Annotated in this window: 21 protein-coding genes and 1 other RNA gene; 13 read left to right on the plus strand and 9 right to left on the minus strand. The window is 41.2% G+C overall.

Annotation, left to right across the window (positions count from 1 at the left end):
* Window positions 1-123: 123 nt before the first annotated feature.
* Both AAEY94_RS12690 and AAEY94_RS12695 read right to left on the minus strand, forming a co-directional pair.
* Entirely contained in the window at window positions 124-450 is a 327-nt protein-coding gene (locus AAEY94_RS12690) for a YraN family protein (protein ID WP_101087297.1), read from the minus strand.
* Entirely contained in the window at window positions 447-2,270 is a 1,824-nt protein-coding gene (locus AAEY94_RS12695) for a penicillin-binding protein activator (RefSeq protein WP_101087296.1), read from the minus strand. The genes AAEY94_RS12690 and AAEY94_RS12695 overlap by 4 nt, the downstream gene beginning before the upstream one ends.
* An 89-nt stretch (window positions 2,271-2,359) precedes the next feature.
* Between AAEY94_RS12695 and rsmI the strand changes: the two genes are divergently transcribed.
* The 5 genes from rsmI (at window position 2,360) to AAEY94_RS12720 (ending at window position 6,626) form a co-directional block, all read left to right on the plus strand.
* Window positions 2,360-3,202, plus strand: coding sequence for a 16S rRNA (cytidine(1402)-2'-O)-methyltransferase (rsmI, locus tag AAEY94_RS12700; protein WP_011635880.1), 843 nt, complete (start codon window positions 2,360-2,362; stop codon window positions 3,200-3,202).
* Window positions 3,203-3,256: 54 nt separating this feature from the next.
* Window positions 3,257-3,610: RNase P RNA component class A (rnpB, locus tag AAEY94_RS12705), an RNA gene on the plus strand.
* Window positions 3,611-3,703: 93 nt separating this feature from the next.
* Window positions 3,704-5,407 carry a tyrosine-type recombinase/integrase gene (locus AAEY94_RS12710; protein ID WP_350979004.1) on the plus strand — a complete coding sequence of 568 codons (1,704 nt, stop codon included), beginning with the start codon at window positions 3,704-3,706 and terminating at the stop codon, window positions 5,405-5,407.
* A gap of 79 nt (window positions 5,408-5,486) precedes the next feature.
* The gene (locus AAEY94_RS12715; protein WP_350979005.1) at window positions 5,487-5,768 is read left to right on the plus strand and encodes a hypothetical protein; all 282 of its coding nucleotides are present in this window, start codon (window positions 5,487-5,489) and stop codon (window positions 5,766-5,768) included.
* Window positions 5,769-6,173: 405 nt separating this feature from the next.
* Window positions 6,174-6,626, plus strand: a complete 453-nt coding sequence (locus AAEY94_RS12720) for a hypothetical protein (protein WP_342860963.1) — start codon at window positions 6,174-6,176, stop codon at window positions 6,624-6,626.
* Window positions 6,627-6,706: 80 nt separating this feature from the next.
* Here the strand turns inward: AAEY94_RS12720 and AAEY94_RS12725 are convergent, their stop codons facing one another.
* Both AAEY94_RS12725 and AAEY94_RS12730 read right to left on the minus strand, forming a co-directional pair.
* Window positions 6,707-7,255, minus strand: a complete 549-nt coding sequence (locus tag AAEY94_RS12725) for a tyrosine-type recombinase/integrase (protein ID WP_350979006.1) — start codon at window positions 7,253-7,255, stop codon at window positions 6,707-6,709.
* A 234-nt stretch (window positions 7,256-7,489) separates the two neighbouring features.
* Window positions 7,490-8,257 carry a hypothetical protein gene (locus AAEY94_RS12730; protein WP_342860965.1) on the minus strand — a complete coding sequence of 256 codons (768 nt, stop codon included), beginning with the start codon at window positions 8,255-8,257 and terminating at the stop codon, window positions 7,490-7,492.
* 577 nt (window positions 8,258-8,834) lie between these two features.
* On the opposite strand from AAEY94_RS12730, the gene AAEY94_RS12735 reads away from it, so the two are divergent.
* Entirely contained in the window at window positions 8,835-10,970 is a 2,136-nt protein-coding gene (locus tag AAEY94_RS12735) for a TonB-dependent siderophore receptor (protein ID WP_101087290.1), read from the plus strand.
* A gap of 306 nt (window positions 10,971-11,276) precedes the next feature.
* Here AAEY94_RS12735 and AAEY94_RS12740 read toward each other — a convergent pair whose 3' ends face one another.
* The gene (locus AAEY94_RS12740; RefSeq protein ID WP_101087289.1) at window positions 11,277-12,956 is read right to left on the minus strand and encodes a ShlB/FhaC/HecB family hemolysin secretion/activation protein; all 1,680 of its coding nucleotides are present in this window, start codon (window positions 12,954-12,956) and stop codon (window positions 11,277-11,279) included.
* Window positions 12,957-13,210: 254 nt separating this feature from the next.
* Window positions 13,211-14,431 carry a threonine/serine exporter family protein gene (locus AAEY94_RS12745; protein WP_011635884.1) on the minus strand — a complete coding sequence of 407 codons (1,221 nt, stop codon included), beginning with the start codon at window positions 14,429-14,431 and terminating at the stop codon, window positions 13,211-13,213.
* Between the two features lie 163 nt (window positions 14,432-14,594).
* Here AAEY94_RS12745 and AAEY94_RS12750 point away from each other — a divergent pair, with 163 nt between their 5' ends.
* From AAEY94_RS12750 to AAEY94_RS12760, 3 genes are all read left to right on the plus strand, one after another.
* Entirely contained in the window at window positions 14,595-14,990 is a 396-nt protein-coding gene (locus tag AAEY94_RS12750) for an MAPEG family protein (protein WP_101087288.1), read from the plus strand.
* A 202-nt stretch (window positions 14,991-15,192) separates the two neighbouring features.
* Entirely contained in the window at window positions 15,193-17,514 is a 2,322-nt protein-coding gene (locus AAEY94_RS12755; protein WP_350979007.1) for a YgiQ family radical SAM protein, read from the plus strand.
* Between the two features lie 200 nt (window positions 17,515-17,714).
* The gene (locus AAEY94_RS12760) at window positions 17,715-18,317 is read left to right on the plus strand and encodes a hypothetical protein (protein ID WP_350979008.1); all 603 of its coding nucleotides are present in this window, start codon (window positions 17,715-17,717) and stop codon (window positions 18,315-18,317) included.
* Window positions 18,318-18,597: 280 nt separating this feature from the next.
* On the opposite strand, the gene AAEY94_RS12765 is transcribed toward AAEY94_RS12760, so the two are convergent.
* The 3 genes from AAEY94_RS12765 to AAEY94_RS12775 form a co-directional block, all read right to left on the minus strand.
* On the minus strand, window positions 18,598-19,179 hold the full coding sequence (locus AAEY94_RS12765; protein WP_101087284.1) for a YSC84-related protein: 582 nt from the start codon (window positions 19,177-19,179) through the stop codon (window positions 18,598-18,600).
* Between the two features lie 161 nt (window positions 19,180-19,340).
* On the minus strand, window positions 19,341-20,282 hold the full coding sequence (locus tag AAEY94_RS12770; protein WP_350979009.1) for a hypothetical protein: 942 nt from the start codon (window positions 20,280-20,282) through the stop codon (window positions 19,341-19,343).
* Window positions 20,283-20,346: 64 nt separating this feature from the next.
* A complete protein-coding gene (locus AAEY94_RS12775; RefSeq protein WP_101087282.1) occupies window positions 20,347-20,739 on the minus strand; it encodes a nitrous oxide-stimulated promoter family protein in 393 nt (130 codons plus the stop codon).
* A gap of 358 nt (window positions 20,740-21,097) precedes the next feature.
* Here AAEY94_RS12775 and AAEY94_RS12780 point away from each other — a divergent pair, with 358 nt between their 5' ends.
* From AAEY94_RS12780 to AAEY94_RS12795, 4 genes are all read left to right on the plus strand, one after another.
* A complete protein-coding gene (locus AAEY94_RS12780; protein ID WP_350979010.1) occupies window positions 21,098-22,075 on the plus strand; it encodes a hypothetical protein in 978 nt (325 codons plus the stop codon).
* Window positions 22,076-22,182: 107 nt separating this feature from the next.
* A complete protein-coding gene (locus tag AAEY94_RS12785; protein ID WP_192116358.1) occupies window positions 22,183-22,503 on the plus strand; it encodes a hypothetical protein in 321 nt (106 codons plus the stop codon).
* Window positions 22,503-23,984 (plus strand): protein adenylyltransferase SelO, encoded by a 1,482-nt coding sequence (locus tag AAEY94_RS12790; protein ID WP_192116357.1) that lies wholly within the window; start codon window positions 22,503-22,505, stop codon window positions 23,982-23,984. The genes AAEY94_RS12785 and AAEY94_RS12790 overlap by 1 nt, the downstream gene beginning before the upstream one ends.
* Window positions 23,985-24,009: 25 nt before the next feature.
* The gene (locus AAEY94_RS12795) at window positions 24,010-24,312 is read left to right on the plus strand and encodes a DUF3630 family protein (protein WP_101087278.1); all 303 of its coding nucleotides are present in this window, start codon (window positions 24,010-24,012) and stop codon (window positions 24,310-24,312) included.
* Window positions 24,313-24,317 lie beyond the last annotated feature (5 nt).

The following is a 24,317-nucleotide window of genomic DNA, read 5'->3' on the forward strand; positions in this document are numbered from 1 at the left end:
ATCCTTACGCTAAATTATGTCTACGTATGTCTCTGATCAGCTTTTTTATCGTCGCTCATCAGTTAGACTCGGTAATTTGACTATATGATGCCATAAATCAAGGTTATGGTAATCAATTGCCGCTTAAAAACAGCCTTGTAGCCAGTTTATTTCATCAATATTCATCGCAATGACATCAAAGCGACAAGGTGGATTTAATTTTTGTCGTTGTAAATAATGCTCAGCGGCTAATCTTATCCGGGTGATTTGCTTACTTGTTAACGCATTTAAGGCGCCACCAAACTGATTTGACGACCTAAATTTTACTTCAACAAACACCCAGACATCTAGCTGGCGCATAATTAAATCTATTTCACCAAATGGGTATCGAACATTAGCATCTACAAACGTTAGACCTTGTTGTTCAAGGTAAGTTCGCGCACGTTGCTCAGCTAATTGTCCACTGTTCATAGTGGTGTTAATTGTCCTTGGCTATATTTTCCCCAAGAAAGTTGACGATCTATCACTCCATTAGGTTTCACTGATAATGCACCACTGCGGCCAATAAATTGGTATCCCGGGAAAGCGCGCATTTGCGCTAAACGATTAACCAATTCAAGGGCATCAAAACCCATTGCATATAGGCGTTTTTGGCTGTTATTCCAACCACTCCAAAGCTCAGAAACCAGCTGTGTTTCGCTGCTAGGTTGCATTAGCCAAGGTACATCGCTAATGATCAAGTTATTTAACTCTTGTGCCGACTGCGCTGACTCGCTTTCAAGACGGCTACGGCTAGTGGTATATAAGGTTACGGGTTCAGAGAACACACTAAAGTTAACGTCTAAAAAGGGTTTTAGCAGGGCTAAATCTTGTGAACCCGAAATCATGTAAATCGCATCAATATCTTGGCGAGAACGAAAATCTGATTCTAAGCGGCTACCCAATAAATCACGCATTCTGCTAATACGCGCTTGGCTATCTTTCACACCTAATGCTTCTTGAACTGTTACCTTCATTTGGTCGCCAGCATCATAGAAATACACTTCGGCATCATTGCTGGTTAAGGTTTGCCAAGTTTGCTTAAAGCTGTCTGCCATACGTTTGCCAATCGGATCGTTACTGGCCAATAATAGTGGCAACTTTACCCCATCGCTATACAGCTTATGTGCAGCGTCACTGGCTTCTTGTGCTGGAGACAACGAAAAGTAAAACAGGTTTGGTTGTGGCGTAAACGTATCTGTTTGGTTCAAATACAGCTGTGGCACTGTGGTCTTTTGTTTATCGTTAATTTTCTGTAGTTCTTCAACTTCATTGGGTAACAATGGCCCAATGACAAATTCTGCGCCTTTGGCTACAGCTTGTTGATAAGCGGCCGCAACCCCTTGCTGAGTATCATAAAAGTTAAGTGAGACATTGCTATCAAAATCAGATAAATAGCTCGATAAAAGACCTTGACGAATAGGTTCAGCAACCACAGCGCGTGGGCCACTTAACGGTAATAATACCGCTATATTTTGCGGTCTAAACGGTTTGGCATTAAGCGCTTTTTCTAAATCAGCAGGTAACTTAACCGCGCCTGGATGATACGGATTATTACGCTGCCACTCACCTAAATAACGCACCAATTGCGTCGGCTCAACCGCGTAATGTTTAGCGATAAAGGTTAATTGTAACCAACCAGCAAAAATCGGATTCGATTGATCGCGCATAAACGACTGCACAGTTTCTTCGGATAAAGGTTGTAGTAACTTCCAAATAACATTATTGATCGCTGTGGTTTCAGATTTTGGTAAGTAGTTGCTTAATAGACTTAACTGCTTAACCTGATCAATTGGCTGTTGAGTATTTTTGTACAGCTTGGCTTTAAATTGGTGATAACTTGCCATTTGCCAGCGTGGTAGTTGCCAATGTGGTGGATACTGTAAAATATCTAATGCGGCTTGGCTGCTATTGGTTTTTTCGACAATGCGAGCGCGCAAGTAAATATGCTCCGCTTGAAGCGAGGGAACGTTCACCATCGACTTCTGCATTGACGTTAATACATTAGCGGCAGAATTAAAGTTACCATCATTGATATAAGCATGAGCGGCGAGTAATAAATAACGATCACGCTTTTCTGGTAAACTGCTATTCGTTGCCTCAGCCAAATAAATTTTAGCTGGATGTTCAGCGGCAACGAGCGATGCGCTAGCGTCAACATTATCCTGCTGTTTTTTGGTGGCACAACCGACCACCAATACAGAGAAAATCAACGCGCACACGAATTTTGTAGTATTCAGTCTTATTAACACTTGGCTTCACTCTGGTAAGATGCTGTCACTAGTTTAACCTGCTCTTACGCTTGGCGAAAGTATCAGGTAGATTCATTATCGAGGTAATTATGGACCAAATGGTCGCGCTGTATATTGTTCCCACCCCAATTGGTAATTTTGGCGACATCAGCGCTCGGGCAATAGAGGTGCTGCAACAGGTTGATTTAATCGCCTGTGAAGACACTCGCCACAGCGGAAGGCTGCTAAGTCACTTTGGTATTGAAACCCGTAAAACGGCATTACATGATCACAATGAACGTGACCGAGCACAATGGATAGTTGAACAATTAAATGAAGGCAAATCAATCGCGCTCATTTCTGACGCTGGGACGCCGTTAATTTCTGACCCCGGCTACCATTTAGTTAACCATGTTCGTCAAGCTGGCCATCGAGTCGTACCTTTGCCTGGGGCATGTGCAGCGATAACAGCCTTAAGTGCATCAGGCTTACCGTCTGATCGCTTTAGTTTTGAAGGTTTTTTACCGTCAAAAGAAAAAGCCCGTATCGATAAACTTGAATTTCTTAAAGAAGATCCTCGTACTTTGATATTTTACGAATCTCCTCACCGTATTCTTTATAGCCTCGCCGCTATTGTTGACGTTTTAGGCGCCGATAGGCAAGTGGTAATGGCACGTGAAGTCACTAAAACCTTCGAAACCTTCTTATCTGGCACCGCTGCAGAGGTATTAGCGCTGGTTGAAGCTGATGATAATCAGCAAAAAGGCGAAATGGTCATTATGTGCCATGGCTTTACATTATCTGATGAAGAAGGTATTCCAGCGGTTGCCGTTGCTACCCTAAAGTTACTTTGTGAAGAGTTGCCGCTTAAAAAAGCCGCCGCTATAGCAGGGCAAATTCATGGTTTAAAGAAAAATGCCCTATATAAATACGGTTTAGAACTGGATTTATAAAAAGCCGCTCGCTTTGGCATTGGTTTGTTGCGCTGCTTAGGCTATAATCCGCGCCGAGTTGGCCAGACAGTTGCCGCGTACGCAAGTACGGGGAGGAAAGTCCGGGCTTCAAAGAGCGGGGTACCAGGTAACGCCTGGGCGGTGTGAACCGACGACAAGTGCAACAGAGAGGAAACCGCCATTTTGGCTTCGGCTAAGATGGTAAGGGTGAAAGGGTGCGGTAAGAGCGCACCGTGCGGCTAGCAATAGTCCGTAGCAAGGTAAACTCTACCCGAAGCAAGACCAAATAGGGTTCCGCATGGCGCTGCTCGCGTTGGAACCGGGTAGGTTGCTTGAGCCTGTGAGCGATTGCAGGCCTAGATGAATAACTGTCCACGACAGGACCCGGCTTATCGGCCAACTCGTCAAATTGGGAAAGCCCCTTGTAATTCAAGGGGCTAACTCAATACTTCAATAGTTATCCAGATAATCAGTGTGACGCTGTAACACAAGGTGTCACACATGAACTATCAAAAAATCCCTCATACTATTGTCAGAAATGGCATCTACTATCTTAATTTTCGATTAAACGGTAAAAAGTTCATTCGCCAGTCACTTTTGACTGATAGTGCTAGACAGGCAAAGATTTTAGTCAGTAAGATGTTGCCATCTATTATAAAAATCAAAAATCAAATGGAATTGACAAACGAAGAATCAGATATTCTTAAGATAAAGTCATTTAATCAGTCAATGCGCCTTGTAGTTAATCGCGCACGTGAAATAGCGAATGGAGCTATGTATCCGACGTCAAATGCAGGTATACGTTACTTAGACGAATGGAATGATCAAATAGCGGACATTGAACAAGAAGATGCTCATTTGTATGAAGAACACGAGTTTAGCAATTATCTTGAGTCAGAATGTTATAACCAGCCAACAAAACATGCATTAGCATTGTTATCCTCACCAGATAAGACACCCGAGCAACGAGCGAAAGATATCATAAACGTGGTAATGAAGCCTACAGATTACGGCTATCATAATGCCCTTTTTGTGTTTAGCTATATATTTAAAATTCAAGAAAAAATAGCTGCTGATATCGAGGCTTTGGATTATGTTAATGCGAATGCAAAATTAGAAAGTTTAGATGCTTATGTCGATAAGTTAATTGGGTGTGAGACTGAATATCCCTCTAATGTAGCTCAGCCTCAAAGCTTAAGTCTAATAGAGGAAGCTAAAACAGTGACTTCTTTGTCGCTTAAAGAAGCTTTTAATCAATTTATTGAATCTAAGACAACTGGCAAAGGACGTTGGGCTGAAAAGCAACTAGATGCCAATAAACGCAATGCTGATACATTGATAGCGTTAATTGGTGATATGCCAATTAAAGACATTAATTCTCATGTTTTAGATGTGGCATTTAACATTGCCTTGCAGATGCCCAAACGAAACAAGAACCCCTACTCACGCTTAAGCTTGTCAGAGTGCATAGAGCTTGCTCAGACAGGTGATCTTGATGAAGATGACATAGTAACAGTTAAAACAGTTAAGGAGCTTAAAAAGCTATTACAAGGGCTTTATACGTTTCTAAAAATCAAAAGAGAGATTGATAAATCACCCACTGAGGGAATGTTAATTAACTTATCCAGCAATACAAGGCGTGGGGCATTTAGTCATGCTCAAATGCAGTCTATTGTTCAGTATGCTTTAACGCAATCAGAAGGCTATAAAAAATGGCCTTTATTGATAATGGCTTATACTGGGATGCGTAACGGTGAAGTCATGCAGTTACGTAAGCAAGATATAAAACATGATACAGCAAGCAATTTTCACTATTTTCATATCACCCCAGATGCTGGTGCCGTCAAAACAAAAGCTGCAATTCGTACTATCCCAATCCACTCCAAGTTGATTGAACAAGGATTTTTAGCGTTTGTAATGCATTCAAATGAGAGATTGTTTGAACAAGGGGCAAGGGCGCTAACGAGCTATTATCAAAGATTTAAAAAAGTATTACAACTTCCTGATATAGATGAAAATAGTGATGTGCTTTCCCTATATTCAATACGTCATAGAGTTATTACTACCTTGCAGTCAAAAGGGGTGAATTCATCCACAACACAACAGCTTGTAGGACATGCTAAGCAAAGTACTATAACGGATCGATATACCCACGATATCGACATATCATCATTGAAGCTGGCGGTTGAAGTAATTCAGTATTGATTAGTTGATTAGTTGATTAGTTGATTAGTTGGGAAGTCACTGTGTAGATATTAAATTATTAATTTAAGGACTAATTAGTATGGGGTTTATATCAAAAATTCTTGATGATTTACATAAAGAAAATGTAAAAGTCGAGCTGGATAAGGTTAATAAATTGTATTTGGGCTGGCAACATTTAACGCAACATTGTACGAACGAAAAAGAAGTATTAGATGTATTAAATGCAGCGTTGTCTGTTAGTGAAGTCATAAAAGAAAAATACACTAGTTCAGGTAAATTTTATAATCAATTTGTTATGAATAGTAATGATGTCACAGCCGTATATTATTGCAAACAGTCAAACACTATTAAATCAATATAACTAGTATGGATAAATGCTACAGGGAGGGTTTTACCATGCGAGCTTTAGTATGTTTTCTGCGGATGCTCTTACGAAGATTTTAAGCGGTGAGGGTCATTCAAGATAGTTATCAAAGATGTATTAAAATTAGTGCGTAAAAACACATTGGGAGGTGGTCAACGTTATATAAATAACACATGCTTTACTATGATTCCATGCCGTTACACTATCCGATTTATTGCGCGGTAGTTAAGTCATTTTTGTGTTGGATTTTGGTGCGTCATTCCTTTATGTATTATGGGGTAGAGACCTGTTTTTTGTTGTCAAATTATTAGTGTTTAATTGTTAATGCGTGATGCAGTTAGGAAAGAGATATGAAGGTTAGACGTAGTCTGAACATTAACTATTAGTATAGGGGATTAATCTGTGAGTGAGTCATCAGTCGATAGGACTAAACGCAATATAATAAAGGCGATGGAGGTATATCAGCCAACATATCAAACTACATTTGTATTCGATGATGAGGAACCTGAACATGTGCTAGAGACATTCCAAAAAATACGTAAGAAAGTTAGTGCTCAATTTCCTCAAATAACTTTAATTTGGTGGATAAGAGTGAAGTTATACGGCGGTCAGATTGTTCCAATGTTTCAATTGTTTTCAACAGATAAGCTAGACAAGGTAAAGCTAAATAACGCAATTAATAAAATCGAAATAAAAATTGAATTATCTTTCAGGCAAAGGTCTTGGTCAGATGGACTTAGAATTCGTTGGTGTTCAGCTATAAAGAATCAAAAGTTGCATAATTTGCCTTCTATATATGGCAAGGAAAAAATCAGACGTTTTGCCATTACTAATAAGCCACCTATTACGCAATAGGAGTGTGTTTAAGCTTAACAAACCGCCTCCCCCACCCATTGGTGTGTAAATGTTTAAAATTGCTCTGAGACGGCTTTAAATTACAGTTCAAGGCACGTAAAGGCATTGTCTAACTCATCTTGGTCAATACCGATATACCTTAGTGTGTGTGCTGTTGAGCTATGTTGTAAGGCTTTTTGAACTAGGGCGATATTATTAGTATTACGATATTGAAAATAACCCCATGTTTTACGCATAGAATGAGTGTTTATTACGGTATCAATGATACTTGAAGCATCTTGCAATGCCTTACTCAAAGTTTGCCGTGTTATGGGCTTGTTAGTCGATTTAGCTCTGTTGCTGGTGGATTGAAATAGGTATTTATTTCCGTAGGTCTTTCTACGTTTAACAATATCTAGTGCTTTACCATTTAATCTGATTTGAATTGATTTATTGGTTTTCTGTGCCTTAACGGTCAGCATGTCATTTTTAATGTCGCTAAACTCAATCGCCAGTAAATCAGATACCCTCAACGAAACTTGCAAACCAAACCGCCAAGCATCGCTTATCACTTCTGAATAGTGTTTAGTGATGAAAGTCTCAACCCGTTCAAGGTCTGCTTTAGATTTTATTGCACTCACTTCATTCATGATAAATCCCTTAATTTACTGGGCTTGCTAAGTTACACAATTCATACTAGTTGAGTATACTTTGTAAGTAAAGCGACTTTCTATATCTGGTGAGGGGTTCCTAAGTTACATAATGTTATTGTGTAACTTAGATATTTTGAAATTTGGGGCTTTTTAGTCGCTACTAATACGATAATTGTTAAGTGATGCTGATATCACGAGCCTTTAACTACGACTCGTTAAGTATATACGGTTTTATGAGTACTTCTTTGCATACTCATAGCTATCCCATATAATTGATGAAACACGCTTAAGTTTATGTTTTGGAATGGTTATTCCAGCTGGAACGGTTAGCGCTTTTTTTATATCAGTGATATCTAAAGATGCAAACTTAGCGCAAATTTCTTTAACCATATTTTTCCCAGTTGAAGATGGAGTTTTATCATGATTGAACCACCACTTTAGAGTGTTAAAATCATGGTGATTTGTTGAAAACATTTGTTCAGAATCGATGATTACTAATTCATGGTTTTTTGTGAATAACCTGTCAGATATTTCATTGGCACCTAAGATGTACGCGAGAAATTCGCTCTTAGGCCAATCTAAAATATTCGGGATATTAATGAGATATAAATCCTCTATGGTGCATATTGGGGTTACCATCAATTGATGATAAGGGCAGCTATCACTACATGGTTCAATCGAATGTTCCTCTATAAACCAATGAGCACTATGTACATCACCAGCTTGCCCATCAAGAAGGGTTGCGCTTTCAGAGTCTAGAACCATATATGTGGAGGACTGGCAGGATATTCCCATTGATTGAGCTATGTGAGCAAAAACGATTTCTCGGTAAGCATAGAAAGAGCCTCTAAGCTTTGTAAGCCAGCGATTTCCATTTAAATCAGTTCCAATCCAAAACTCTTTTAAATCTTGATCGTGTGGACTGAAAGTTTCCCATTTCCATCCTACTGTAGAAATAATTTTTGGTAACTCAACTATTAATGGTAATGCATTTTTCATGAATGTCTCTGCCAGTAGTTTTGTCGATTAGGTGTCACACATTGTGTCACACAATTATGAGTGCTAATCTCATGATTCAAAGAGTTATATCATAAATTAGTGTTACACAGGGCTTATCGGCCAACTCACCTCTTTATAAAAAAGGCCTCGCAGCAATGCGAGGCCTTTTTTTATCGTTAGTACGAAAATATTGGTGTCGTAACCTATAATAGTCAACCCGAGTTGATGTTGGTTATTGTTTCTTTATGTTTTAGCTTCAGTACTATCCAATACTTGCGACAGACGATCTACTGTTGGAGTTGACTACATCCGTTCAGTAAACGTCGTCGGAACGCTAAGTATTTACAAATGGATGATTTATTAACACGAGTGTTCTACTCTATTGTTAGCTGTGCACCTCGCTCTTCCTGATCTAGTCGATAATAAATACTCATTCAACAACAAAACCTTTAAACATAAACTGACTTTATCGTTAACAAACAAGCACAAATGTAAAATTATCAGATGAGAATAGTTTTCATTAGTGTTTGGTGCTATATTGCGGCCAAATTTTACTGTTGCCGATGAGTAAGCTGTTATGCATTTGAACGTCATTAATATTGGGATGTTAAGTCTACTGCTACCTGTACTGAGTGTCAGTGCGAACGAGAACACGACCGACCTAGACTCGACAGAGTTGATTGAGAAAATTACCGTAATGGGCCGGGCACAAACCTTTTATCGTGAATCTTCTACGTCTGTGGGTGCCAAAGTTGAAACCGATATTATGGATTTACCGCAATCGGTGCAGGTGTTGAATGAACAGTTAATAGTTGACCAAGCAGCACGCGAAATCACCGATTTATACCGCTCTATTGCGGGTGTGAGCACTTATAGTTATTCAGGGGTGACCTTTCGTGGCTTTCGTGATGACAGTAATGTGTTTTATGACGGTGTAAGAGGCGACCCTTTTTCTGGTTTCGGTGTACCACAGTTATTTAATATTGAACGAGTTGAAGTGTTAAAAGGTCCAGCAGCTGCGATATACGGTGGTGGTGAGCCTGGCGGCATGATTAATTATGTCAGCAAAAAGCCGAGTTTTGTCCAAGATACTGAAGTGACATTAACCACAGGCGATAACGACCGTATGGGCGGGTCAATTGATTCTAAAGGTGGTTTAACGGATTCAATTGCTTATCGTTTAGGCGGTTTTTATGAGCAAAAAGACAGTTTTCGAAATAATGCCGACTCTGAAAATACCGAGTTAACAGGTGGATTATTATTTCAACTTGACGATGACACTACACTCACAACAACGATTGATTATATCAAACAAGACTTAGGTGGTAATCGTTTGCGTGGCGTTCCCGTTGACGATGATGGTAACTTTTTGGTTGATCCAAGCTATAACGCTAATGAAAAATCCGACTATCAAAACCTTGAAGCAACAATATTACAAGCTGACTTACAGCATCATTTTAGCGATGAGTTAAGTGTTAATACCACAGTGCGTTACCTTGATAACGAGCGTGTTCAGGGATATCACGAATCACAAAGTTGGGTTGACGTTAATGGTGATGGCGAAGCCAATATTGATGATAAAACCATTAAACGCGAATATCGTAAACAGTATCGCGCTAACCAAGAAGTCAGTGTGACTTCAGATTTTGTATATCGATTAGATACTGGTATTGAGCAAACCTTATTATTTGGAGCAGATTACCATCACGTAAACAGCGATTATGATTATTGGCGTGCCCGTTATGAGGCTGATGGTGTCGCTAATCTAAACATTTTTGATCTTAATTACGGTGAAACTGATCCTTCGACTTATAACTTACAAGATCAAGATCGTGATGGCACTAAAACCGAACGCGCGGGTTTATATGTTCAAGATCAAATCAGTTTAAGCGAGAAATGGTTGTTATTGGTGGGGCTACGTTACGATCATTTTAACGATTTTGATAAAGAAACTGGATTTGAGTTTAGTGATAATCATGTATCACCGCGTGGTGGTATTGTTTATAAATACTCCACCGATACATCATTTTATGTTAATTATGCAGAAAGTTTTAATCCGACCTCGCTTGGCGATCAAGAAACGGCGAGTGAAGACAGTAGCTTAGAACCTGAAATGGGTGAACAAGTTGAACTAGGGATAAAAAATCAGTGGTTTAATGGCAGCATGATGACCACGTTAGCTGTGTATCAAATTAATAAAAAAGATGTCGCCATGAATAATCCTGCTGACACGGGCAATGATGACGGAATCCCTGCGTTAGTAAGCTTAGGTGAAGTTGAAAGTAAAGGACTTGAGTTTACGTTGGTGGGAGATATAACACCTAATTGGACTGTCATGGCTAATTACGCCTATAACGATACTCGTGTTACTCAAGGCGATATTGGCGATACCTATGCCGATGGCAGCAAGTTTGTTAATGCGCCGCGTCATCAAGCGGGTTTGTGGACGCGTTATGATATTGACAGTTTGAATTCTGCTATTGCACTGGGTGCAGATTATGTCAGTGAGCAAATGAGTGCAGATGCGCAGCGTGTTAAACCCTATACCGTTTTTGATATGAGCTGGACAACTACGTGGCAAGATACCCAGTTTCAGCTAAATGTGAAAAACCTGTTTGATAAAGAATATGCTGTGAGCGGATTCTCTGAGCGTAATGGTCATTTCCCCGGCGCACCGAGAGAGGTGGTGTTGCAGGTATCGCATCACTTTTAATGTCGAATTATTAGTGGGGTTGTATTAACGTCTTGCTGAATTAAAAAAAGGGCGTAAACAATTTATTGTTTACGCCCTTTTTTGCTATTTGACCGAGGGTTAAAAGCTGGCTTTGTGGCCATCAGTTGAGACTATTATCGGTCACCAAGTTAGATAGAATGAATGCCAATATTGTCAATTCCGCTAATGCTAAAATCACTAACAACTTCAATCAGTAAAGATGTTACCAAGTCTACATGGCAAAACCTCAAGCATTTAGTGCTGACGGCCTTGCGAATGTATATCGTAACCAAACAGTCTGCCTAATTAAAAATGGTCTTTTACCTGAAATCTGAACTCCCAAGCGTTGATGTCGTTGCCCGTAGTGATCGGGACGGCAATATCAACATGGGCTACGTTACCGTAACTGGATTTAGAAGAGTAAATCCGTGCGCCAATACCAATACTACCAATAGGGCCATCAACTTCGTTTTGCTCGTCTGGACCACCGCTTGCTTGACCTATATCGGCAAATACAGCCCAACCTAACTCGGCCAATTGATATAAATTGATGTTTGGATAGTATCGGATTTCACTCGTGAGCAACCATTGATTGTCACCATGTTGGTAGTCGTTGGGATATCCCCGTACACCTGTTTCGTCGCCAAGGGCAAACGTTTGATCAAGATAGTTATTGTGTGAGGTTGCGATACGCGCCTTGGAGTAGGCCGTCCACTTAGGGCTGATTTGGTGGAAGAATTCAGCGGCTAAACCGACATTATAAAAGTCTTGTTGGCCGGTTTGAATATCCGTTCGAGCATTAACGGTCATTAGCAATAATTGATTGTCTTCCTGCCAACCGCGACTGCTTGAAGCCGTTACGTGATAACCCACAGCAGCATTGTCGGCAACGTCATTGGTTTCCAATCCTAAACTTACAGTGTGGTGCCAACCTAAGTTAAAGTCTTCGTTATTATTAATCAGGTGGATATTGTTCAGCACTGTGTATTGGTCTTGCAGGTATTCGTAGCTGATCCAAGGGTAAACAAACTCACGATCAAAAGGTAACGGTGAAATGGGGTAATCGTCTATGTTATTGAATTGATGTTGGTCTTGGGTTATCCCTAGGCTAATACGGTGCAATTGATCTGGCGTTTTATCGACTAACCAACCAAATCCGACGTTAGCATAATCGATAACATGTTCAAATTCGTTAATGTCTTGGCCATTTTGTCTTATGGTGTCGATGCGGGTATCCGTTAACCATGACAGGGCGTACATGTTCTGAGTATCAAGAGTATAAAAGGGCTTATTAAAGGCGATAGCAGACGCTTGGCCGTCACTGTTGTCGTAAAAATCGACCGACACATTACCGTGTTTAATCCATCTTACTGGAGCATCAAAGGCAAACTTATACCCGGTGCGGTCGGCACTTGACTGGTATTTTATTTTAGTTTTAACCCCTAATCCCAGTAAGTTATCTTCCTTCATGCCAAACGAGTATTTAGTGTCGCCGCCATTTTTACTCAAACTGACCGTTGGCAGTAATGACCAGTTATCCCACGTTTCGACTAATACCACGTCTTCAACGTTGTCGTCGGCGAGTGGATCTTTTCTGGCAATGTTGATATCAGCATCACGAATGTAAGGTTCGTAGCGCAATAATCGCTGCGCTTCTTGAAGATCTTTCTGAGTAATTTTTTCACCTTTTTCAAAGCTTAAGCTATTGAGAATAGTCGACTCTTTGGTATTGATATGCAGATAGTTTGCCCAACGATGAAGGAAAATAGCATCCGGAGCTGACTCATCAAAAATAGGATGACTAACGACTACAATGTTGGCGACTTTTTCGACATCATGTTTATTCGTTGTCGACGGACTAGAGGGCGTGGTGACAGAGTCATCGTTGGCTTTTAACTGTGCTTCACTGTCAGCAATAGTTGCTTGAACAGCAGACGAAGAAAGCAGGATGACGAAAAAAAATACTGCCATAAATATGATTGGCATAGCTTCGTCCTTATTTTTATTGTTATGTTTTTGAGAGGCCAGTAAGAATAGAACTATTGTTTTCAATATGAACTTTTTATGTTGCCTCTTTGTTTCATATCATACCTGAATAACATAATAGTCAAGCATTTAGCTTGAATAAATATTTCATTAATCCATTTAAATCATGTGGGTATTTGGGTTGCTAAAAAATAAGGGCAGCATTTATAGCTGCCCTTTAATACCGATAGGAAGGTAATGTTAACTTGTAAGATTTATAACGAACGGCGAGGGGGCACGATAACGTTAGCAAAAATAAGCCCAGCGATTAAGGACATAAAAATTAAGAATATTTGTGAGCCTAAATGGGCTTGATTGAGCATGGTTTCGCCCGAAATTAATGCATTGAGACCAATATAGGTTTTGCTACCAGGGACCAGAATAACGATGCCTTGCAGTAACGCAATCGACACTGGCGCCTTCATCCAGCGCGCATACAGATTTGAATAGATGCCCACGGCTAGTGCACCGACAAAAATACCAATAGACTCACCTAAATAAATCCCGCCTAACATGGCAGAGAAAAATGCCACAATGCCGGCAAATATGCCCCAAGGGGAATCTTTTAAGCGTGCTTTAAAGATAATAACCAACGACATCGACAATAACGGCACCGCAGACCAAATCGCCCAACGAGGCAACGGTATAGGTTCTACATAGATAGTTTCACCAAAGATGGCTTTACCAATGGTCATGCCAAGCACAGCACCAAAATACAGTTTAAATAACTGCATCACAGCATCCATGATACGTGCCGTACCGGAGATTAAATCGCGGGCGGCAAGTTCCGCTAAGCCGAGAGTGAGTGCAAGACCGGGAACAAAAATAATAATCCCCGATAAAATGGTTACGGGTAAATTGATACTCGGGTCTAATTGCGCAATCCCTGACGCTAAGATAGCGCAAACTACCGCCGCCATGGGTTCGAGCATCTCTGCGATACGTTTTGAGCGTTCAGCCCAAAAAACTAAGCTGTATACCAGTAAACCAAAAATAGCTGACCAAAAAACGTCATGCCAACCGGTACCCATTAACATGGCGAAAGCCCCCGCACTGGATCCAAAAGCTAACAGCGTCAGTTTATGGCCATAAGGATTGGGTTTATTGGCGATTTCTTCTAAGCGTTCTAATGCTTCTTGCAAGGTTCGCTGCCCAGAACTGAGCTCTTCAACCAATTCAAAGGTACGTGCTAACGAGCCTAAATCTAAGTCGCCAGGTTTAACGCGTGCAACGTGATTGTATTCTTGCTCAGTGTCATGTTGGAGTACAAATGTCATCGATGTGGGCGATATTAAAAAATATCCTTCAATACCAAGGGTATTACATACCGTTTGCAAGTGGGATTCTAAGCGATACGCAGGAGTACCAAATTTATGCAGGTACTTACCTAGTTTAATGATAAATCTACGTTTTTCTAAAAAATCCTGATTATCCACTGGGCAGTAGTCACTCTTGTTAAGGTATTGAGCTTATTTTGGCGCGAATATTAACCGATTAAGGCGTGTGTTTACAGCCAAACTGATTCAAAATGTAGTGATAACATCAACAAATCAAAGATTAGTATAATAACAATAATATAGACGACTTAAGGAATAACACATGACATTGATGATATCGGGTTTATATGCGGGCCTAACAGCGTTGTTGGTTTTAGCATTATCTTACAAAGTGGTTAAATTTCGTCGAGTGAATAAAATAGGTATCGGTGATGGTGGCCATCAAGGATTATCCATTGCGATCAGAGCTCATGGCAATTTAATTGAAAATGCACCCATAGTACTCATTTTGTTAGCACTGGCTGAATTGAATGGCATGCCGGTTTACTTGATACACTGTTTGGGCACAGCTTGGATTGTGGCGCGTTTATTACATGCTATTGGATTAAACCAAGGTCAAGGCGGCCATCACTTCGGCCGTTTTTGGGGTGTATTAACGACTTGGATAGTACTATTAATCTTAGCGGTTGCTAATATTGGCTTCTTTATTGGGTTATAACATTGAAAGCATAAGGGAATAGCAATATTCCCACGTGTTTTACAAGGTTATAAAAGGATAAAAATATTTCACTTTTGGTGTTTTTTTAGTCACACTTAGTGTCGCTCTACTGCTATACTCCGCGTCCGTTAAATTCAGCTGTAGGCTGATGTTGTCATCGGATCAGCTAGGCTGGTTTTCCCCATTTATGTAGGTCATATACATGCAAGTTGAGTCAACGTTATTTAATTATCCAAAGTTTTGGGCTGAATGCTACGGAACAGCACCTTTTTTACCCATGTCTCGTAAAGAAATGGATATTTTAGGTTGGGATAGTTGCGATATTATTATCGTGACTGGCGACGCGTATGTTGATCACCCAAGTTTTGGTATGGCGGTGATTGGGCGAATGTTAGAAGCCCAAGGTTACCGTGTGGGTATTATTTCGCAGCCTGATTGGTCAAACAAAGAAGACTTTATGCAGCTAGGTCGCCCAAATCTATTTTTTGGGGTAACCGCTGGCAACATGGATTCGATGATTAACCGTTACACCGCTGACCGTAAGTTACGTCATGATGATGCTTACACTGCTGGTGATATTGGCGGCAAACGCCCCGATCGTGCCGTGACCGTGTATACCCAGCGTTGTAAAGAAGCCTTTAAAGACGTACCCGTTGTTATCGGTGGCATTGAAGCCAGCCTACGCCGTATTGCCCATTATGATTATTGGTCAGATAAAGTGCGTCGCAGTGTAATTTTTGACGCCAAAGCCGATATTTTAATTTACGGCAATGCTGAACGACCATTAATGGAAGTTGCACGCCGTATTGCTGCGGGTGAGGCCATTGGCGATATCGACGATGTTCGTGGTACCGCAACAATGCGTAAAGAACCTATGCCCGGTTGGCGTGGCATGGATTCACGCAAAATTGACCAATTACATAAAATTGAGCCATTACCTAGCCCATATGGTGCAGATGATGTTGGTTGCAGTAATTTGTCAGGTCCAACAGACGAAAAGATTTTTGATAACGAGGCACCTAAAGCCATTAGCGTTCAACCGCCTCGTCCAAAGCCATGGGAAAAAACCTATGTACTGCTTCCTGCCTATAACAAGGTCAGCGAAGACAAGTATTTGTATGCCCATGCCTCGCGTATTTTGCACCAAGAGCAAAACCCTGGCTGTGCTCGTGCGCTGTTTCAGCCACATGATGCCAACCGTGGTGTATGGGTAAATCCACCTGCGTGGCCATTAAACACCGACGAAATGGATGCCGTATTCGATTTACCTTATCAACGTATCCCGCACCCTGTGTACGGCAAAGAAAAAATTCCTGCCTACGACATGATTAAGACGTCAATCAATATCATGCGTGGTTGTTTTGGTGGTTGTTCATTCTGTTCGATTACCGAGCATGAAGGACGCATTATTCAAAGTCGCTCGAAAGAGTCGATCATCAAAGAAATTAAAGATATTCAAGAAAAAGTGCCAGGCTTTACCGGCGTTATTTCTGACTTGGGTGGCCCAACGGCGAACATGTACCGTTTAGGTTGTACCAGTGAGAAAGCGGAGAAAACCTGTCGACGTTTATCATGTGTGTTCCCGTCTATTTGCGGCCATTTAGGCACCGACCATAAACACACCATCGACTTATACAAAGCGGCGCGTGAAGTACCTGGTATTAAAAAGGTGTTAATTGCTTCGGGTGTTCGTTACGATTTGGCGATCGAAAACCCTGAATATATTAGAGAGTTAGCTAAACATCATGTGGGTGGTTATTTAAAAATTGCTCCTGAACATACCGAAGAAGGCCCGCTCAGTAAAATGATGAAGCCAGGTATGGGAACCTATGACAAGTTTAAAGAACTGTTTGATAAGTTTTCTAAAGAAGCGGGTAAAGAACAGTTTTTAATTCCGTACTTTATTTCGGCGCATCCTGGTACTACCGATGAAGACATGGTTAATTTGGCATTATGGTTAAAAGGGCAGAAATTTAAGCTCGACCAGGTGCAAAACTTTTATCCATCTCCGATGGCAAATGCGACCACGATTTATCATACCGAACTTAACTCACTGAAAAACATTAAGCATGATAGTGAACAAGTGACAGTGCCTAAAAAAGGTCGTCAGCGTAAATTGCATAAATTCTTGTTGCGTTACCACGACCCAATGGGCTGGCCGATGATCCGTGAAGCCTTAGTTGCTATGGGTAAAGAGTCGTTAATTGGTAATGGTCCAAATCATTTGGTACCACCCGAAACGCGTAACGAGCAAACTAAAGTGAAGTGGGGCCAAAAGCCATCGGCTAAAGCGAAAGAACAAAGCGGCCAAAAAGCCATGACTCGTTTTTCTGCCGATCAGTTTGAAGACCGTAAAGGTAACGCTAAAGCAGATAAAGGCAGTGCTAAGCCTGTAGGGCAAAAAACCAAGTCTCCAGCTAAGGCTTCGGGCCAAGTGGCAAAAGGGCAAGCGCCTAAAAGCCAAGGCGCTAAGCGTCCAGCTAAAGCGACCACTTGGGCGACTAAGTCTAAATACGCCAAGTAAGCTAACACGTTAACTTATTGTCATAAAAACCCGCATTAACGTTGCGGGTTTTGTTTTTCTAGCAGCAATAGATTCAATAACAAGGTAATCTGCTTCGATACTTACGTCTTTTAATTTAGTCTGCTCAGTAGTCGTTTTGTTATACTACTGTACTTATTGATTAAATTACCCAATGGTTTGATAAACAAGGAACGATCATTATGCCAACGTTAATTAGGCTTAGCGCATATCTCAGTGGTGCATTACTGTGTGGTAGCGCTTTGTTGGTTAATCCTGCTTATGCCGCAAACTCGGTACAGCAACAGCAATTTTTTGAAGCGATTAGCGCTCTGTGTGGCAAAGCTTTTGCCGGTAAGATCACTGCTGGTGGCAGTGAAGGAGATGGTTTTAGTGGCAAACCATTAGTTATGCATGTAAGAGATTGCACCGATCATCAGTTACGTATTCCATTTCATGTTGGCGATGATCACTCTCGCACTTGGGTGATAACTCAAACCGATACCGGATTGCGCTTAAAGCATGATCATCGTCATAAAGATGGCAGCGATGACAAAGTGACAATGTATGGTGGAGAGACCCGCGATACTGGCACTGCCAACTTACAAACGTTTCCAGTGGACGATGAGTCTATTGCCAACTTCAAGCAACATGGCTTAACACAGTCGGTCACTAACGAGTGGCAGATGATGATTGAAGCACATACTTTTACTTATCGTTTAACCAGAGAGAATCGCGATTTTAAAGTTGAGTTTGATTTATCTCAACCAGTGGCATTACCGCCAGCGCCTTGGGGATATAAATAGCTTTTTTGATAATATTATCCATTGTGATTTTTAGATGTAGTCTGCGGTCATTTGTAGTCTGAGTGTATGGCCTGCGGCCATTAACGTCGTAGCGTTTCGTCAATACTAGGTAAGGTAGTAGGTTGTCCACAAATATATCAGCAAGGTTAATTTGACCGCTGTGTATATGCTAATGCCATTGTTTGGACTCTGCGATAATAAACCACTTATTCCAAATAATTCAGGCTGCCAATGGCAGCCTGAATGTTATGTACTTAACGAGTGTTAAGACTAGCAGTGGTTACTTACCATCAAAGGTAAACGACTGACCTGCGAGAGCGGCTTCAAACATTAACCCACCTTTAGCGGCGGTAAATATCGCCATACCATTGATATAGGCTGCGGCTGCGGCATGATTACTGCCTGCTTGTCCTGCGCCTGCTGAATTGCCTGTAGTACCAACTTGCGCATTGGCACCAACGTTAATGGCCACTGCTGACGCTTGCGCGCTAAATTCAAAGCTACCGCTGGTGAACTCATTATAAGCTTTGGCATCTTTAAAGAAGATAATTTCACTATAGGCTTGTCCGCCTAACTGAAAACCAATGGATAGTTGGGTTAATGTGGAATCCCCCATATAAGCATCGCTTTGGTATACACGACCATTTCCATATGCGGCACCAATTCCGATACCGCCTTTGGCTACGGTTGGGAAGACTGCATAACCATAAGCCGTATTAAATAAATGTCGGCTTTCATTGGCCTTTTTAAAATTAGTGATGGCATCGTTATAAGCATCTTCGTTTGCAAAACTAGGAGCTGAAAACGCGAAGCTTAATAACACGAGTAAACTGGAAAAAACTAAGCTAATAGAACGTTTCATAAATAACCTCAGTGACTAAATTGTCATGGTAAAACTCGCCATAGAGTAGCATAACCCCTAATGGGTGCGAGTTAATAAACATTTATACTCGGCGAGCATCGGTAAACGGTGGAACATTTTTTTAGGGTGATGTGTACGGGGAAATCAGTCAGTTTTCTGTCTTACTTATCCTTTTTTTTATCTCTCTCTACAGCTGAATTATCGTTTGGGTCGCGCCCATCCTCATCGACCATTAAATGATGTAAGTAAGTTATTTCTTCCTCGTCCAGCAGTGGATCAGTGTGCGGCTCTTTGGTTGATGGCGTAGCTTGGTTGGAAGCATTGAGCGACCCGCGTAAATAGGCCGATCGGGTGACTTGCTGGATGCCATATAACGCCAACACATATACGGTTAATAATAGGCTTAAACGTGTTACCGCTTGGGTTAATAATAAAACGGAGTCGCCTAAGTAAAACGGTAAATAGACCAACACGATACGCAGTATCCAATTAATGAGAATGCCGATGGTTAATACACTTAGCCAGCGAAATCGTATTACTTGTAAGTTAGGCTGCCTATTGGCCAAATATTGTGGGCGATAGTGGGATAATAAACGATAAATAGCCCCAAAATAGCCAAAGGTTTGTAGCATTAATAGGATGGGTAAAACCACGGCTAATAGATTAATACTGTTTATTTCACCCAGAGTTCCAATGGTGTTATTGGAATTTTTTGGATCGATACCAATATGAAATAATATGGTTGAACTGGTCACTAAGGCGATGATAATGGCAAAGCCAAAATGTTTGATTAACAGTGGTTGGTAATCTTGTGCTGTTAGGCTGCTTTTACAATATAAATACAGCATTGGCATTAGTAAAAAATAGATAGGGATAAACAGTGTAAGGGTTAAATGTATCGGGATAGGGGTGGTTTCTGGGGTAAGTAAACCGGTTAAAAAATAACAGCCGATAAGTAAAAAGATCCCAGCCAACAGGCTATGGCTGCGGGTGGCACTTTGGTAAATATAATGAACATACAAGCCTACTCCAAGACAATGAATGCCTCCTAGCAAGGAGAGCCACCAGTATGTTTGAATGAATAAATCGTTAAATTGGTTCATTTTCACTCTCTTTGACGATAGTGAATACTAACCTACTTTGTGTAAACCGAGTAGTTCTCGGTTATTAACTTTGCTTTACTTTACGTAAATGTCTGTTTGAAACTCTTTCTGGCGGCAGGCCTGGTGCCGGTTTGCGTTCTGCCAATAAATGCTTAATGGCAAAAATTGGATGAGGTAACAGCATTCTTGGCCCTGCATACATCATGATTTCACGTGCTCTTTGTTTCATATGAGGTTTGTAACAATGCACCGGGCATTTATTGCAAGTGGGCTTGTCTTGGCCGTAGGGGCACCGATCGAGTCGAGTATTGGCATAGCTTAAAAACTCACTACATTGCAGGCATACACCCTGGGAGGGTTTAAGAGGATGGTGCGCTTTACAGTAGATTTCGACCATAGCTTGCATGGTTCGAAATTCGTAGAGTAATTTACCGCTTAATAGTTCTGTATCATCCATAGTGTTATCTCTTATTAAATACCTTAGTAAAACAGTCGGATATTAGTAGTGTAAACTTGGCAATAGTAGCTGACAAACTCCGCTTATTTAACTTTGATCTTTGGCTCAAAATGTCCTTTTTTTGAGGTTGAGATCGCAAAAATGATTAAAACTGATGCGAAATGGCGAGTGGTCTACGACTTGTTACAGATTAAAATAGATAAATACTTGATTTTATAGTGTACATTGAAATAATAATGGCTAGTGCTTAAAAAAACAGCGCAGTATCATTAAACCATTACATTGCCTCACAATGAATGCTGTTGTGAGTGAGTTAAAACAATGTGCTCTGGCACATAATCAGCAAGGTGGAAGCCTAATGAAGGTAATTTTAACTGTCATATTGATTGCAATTGCTCTGTATTTGTACAGACGTACTCAAGCGGTGGCAAAACAAGAACGTGATAAAACCGATCGTAATGCCACATCGCATTCATCCAGTGAGGTTGCTCAACCTTTAACGGCAGCAGACGATACGACTATGGCAGAGTCTGAGCATGTCGTTATGGATAAGTCGGCAGCAGATGAGGTATTAACTGAGGTTACAGTGAAGACCGATGAACTTATTTCAGTTGATGTTGATCCTGTTGACGAGTTCAGCGAAAAGCCAACAGCGCCAGTGGAGCACGTTGGTGAAGCTGTTGATGTTGTCGAAATTGCTCCGGAACCGACTAAGCCCAAAACTCCTAAATCCGAAAGTATAGTCACTGAGGTGGTTTCTGCGCCTGAAGTTGCCCCTAAGGATGTTGCTGCTGCAAACGAGAACAAAGCTAGCGAGAACAATGCTAGCGAGAACAAAGCTAACGTGAGCAATGCAGATGCCGAGCCTAAAGTATCTGCTACTGCAGAGGTTGATGCACCAAGTGATCAAGGCTTGTCCTTGAGTCTAAACCGTGTTGAAGGCGATTGGGCCAGCGAAAGTTTTCTGCAACAGGTTGATGCTGCCAATAACGCTAACGATCTTCAAAGCCAGCATAATGGCTTAGCCAGTGTGATTAATCATTGCTATAAAATGCGTAAACAGAGCGATTATTGTCAATATGGTGCGGCGTTACAATTAACCTATGTAGGGTTATATCGCTCATTACATCAACAATATGTCTCTCAAAAAAGCACTGATGAAATCAAATCGCCAGCGTTTATGCAGTTATCGACATTGTTAAATGATGTTGGTCAGTTTGATGAGGCGATTAAGGTGTGCGAGCAAGCGCTTGAATACCAGCTAACCGACGGCACTGTCACTGGCTTTGAAGGACGCATAAAGCGGATAGAAAAGGCCAAAACCAAAGCGAGCTAATAGGCTAATCAATACTGTTGGATGGATATCAGGTATGATATTCAAAAGGAAAGCGGACCTTGGTTCGCTTTTTTGTTGCTTCAAATCCAATGCTTTCAAGGTTTAAAATGACATTAATGACTCGTACATTAACAAAAACATTGCTGTTTACTGCCACAGTAGTTTTACTTGCCGGTTGTATTCGTACACCTGAATGGACCTTATTTTATGTTGCAGATCGAACACCTATACCGACCCAAATAGTACTGCAAGACCACATTGCCGGTTTTTACGATTCATTGGAGCAATGCCAAGCTAAAGGTGCTGGAATGTTACGCTTGCAAGCCTCGTCAGTGCCTGCAGAGCAAGCGTTTGCATGTGGCGAGTTGTGTCAGATAGATGAAAAGCAACAATTGCAGTGTGAAAATCAGGTCGTGGGTACAAAATAATGCAGTTTAAGCAAGATTTTTTTGAGCAACTAGAAGGCTTTTATTCGCAAGTTTATCCTTTACCCATCAGTAATCCTCATTGGCTGGGTTGGAGTGATGACGCGGCTCAATTAATTGGTTTAGACAAACCCAATACTGAACTGTTGATGCAATTATCGGCCAACTATGCAGCTCCTGGTGCCAGTTATTACGCTCAAGTTTATAGTGGCCATCAATTTGGTGGCTATACACCAAGATTGGGCGATGGTCGTTCAATTATATTAGGTGAAGCTATTGGTCCAAATGGGGCTTGGGATGTCGCGTTAAAAGGCGGCGGTCCAACACCGTATTCTCGCCAAGGTGATGGTCGGGCGGTAATGCGCTCAGCAGTACGAGAGTTTTTAGTATCCGAAGCGCTTGCTGCGCTAAATGTACCTACCAGCCGTGCGTTAGCAGTTATTGGTTCCGATTTACCCGTATGGCGCGAAAGCCAAGAAACGGCCGCAATAACGGTACGTTTGGCAAAAAGTCACATTCGGTTCGGCCATTTTGAATATTTCTTTCATAGCGAGCAAGGCGATGCAGCCAAACTGACTCAATTAGTTAATTTTACGATTCAGCAGCATTCTCCACATTTATCAACCGATGCAGCAGGTTACAAAAAATGGTTTTATGAGGTGGTGCAGTCTACCGCTAAAATGATTGCTCATTGGCAGTCTGTTGGTTTTGCTCACGGGGTGATGAATACCGACAATATGTCGATACTTGGTGATACCTTCGATTTTGGCCCATTTGCTTTCTTAGACACCTTTAAAGAAGACTTTATCTGTAATCACTCCGATCACGAAGGTCGTTATGCCTTTGGCCAGCAACCAGGAATTGGATTATGGAACCTCAAGCGTTTGGCGCAAACATTAACGCCTATTATCGAGTCGGATGATTTAATCGCAGCGCTAAATACGTATCAATTTGAATTAGTTCAGCAGTATTTATTACTCATGCGCGCTAAGTTAGGCCTTTCTCAATCCAATATTAACCCAAATGTTGTTAATGCAGAGGAACAGGCCGAATTCGATAACAAAGATTTGCAGCTTGTGGGGCAATTAACCGGATTACTCGAAACTAACCAACTTGATTATACCAATAGTTTACGCCGTTTTGGCCAACTAGACCCGAGTAGTGTGCATTCTAGTTTACGAGACGATATGGTCGACCTTGCTGGCTTTGATACTTGGCATCAAGCTTATCAAAACCGAGTAGGTGAACTGGCGGATGTGAATGCATGGCAATGTGAGCGTAATAGTGCCAACCCTAAATATATTTTGCGCAATTACCTTGCCCAGGAAGCTATTATCGAGATTGAAGAAAATGGCGACAACAGCAAGTTATTGCAACTTCAACAACTTTTACAACGTCCTTTTGACGAACAACCCGAGATGGAAGATTTTGCCAAACGCCCACCTAAATGGGGACAAGGCTTAATAATGTCTTGTAGCAGTTAATTGATGTATTTTATCTGAGTCGATTATGAAATTATTATCAGCCAAATTAGATCCCGCAGCATTGAGTATTGTTATTCAAGCTGAAGTGGATTTTGAGCAATTTGAACGATTTGCAGAACCGCTAGCGGCTGCACTTGATTGTGATATTCGAGAGCGCCAATGGGGCGCAGATCGTCATCAATGGTTACTGAACTTTGAAGGCAGCCCTTTATGGTTACATTATGAGTTTTATGGTGATATTTGTTGGATTTCCACCGATAGCGCAAATGAGTTAGACGTATTAGCGTTTTTATTAACGCTACTTGCCCCACATATTCAAACTGCTTAAGAAGG

Source organism: Shewanella sp. AC34-MNA-CIBAN-0136, assembly GCF_040309945.1.
In the GTDB taxonomy this organism is placed as follows: domain Bacteria; phylum Pseudomonadota; class Gammaproteobacteria; order Enterobacterales; family Shewanellaceae; genus Shewanella.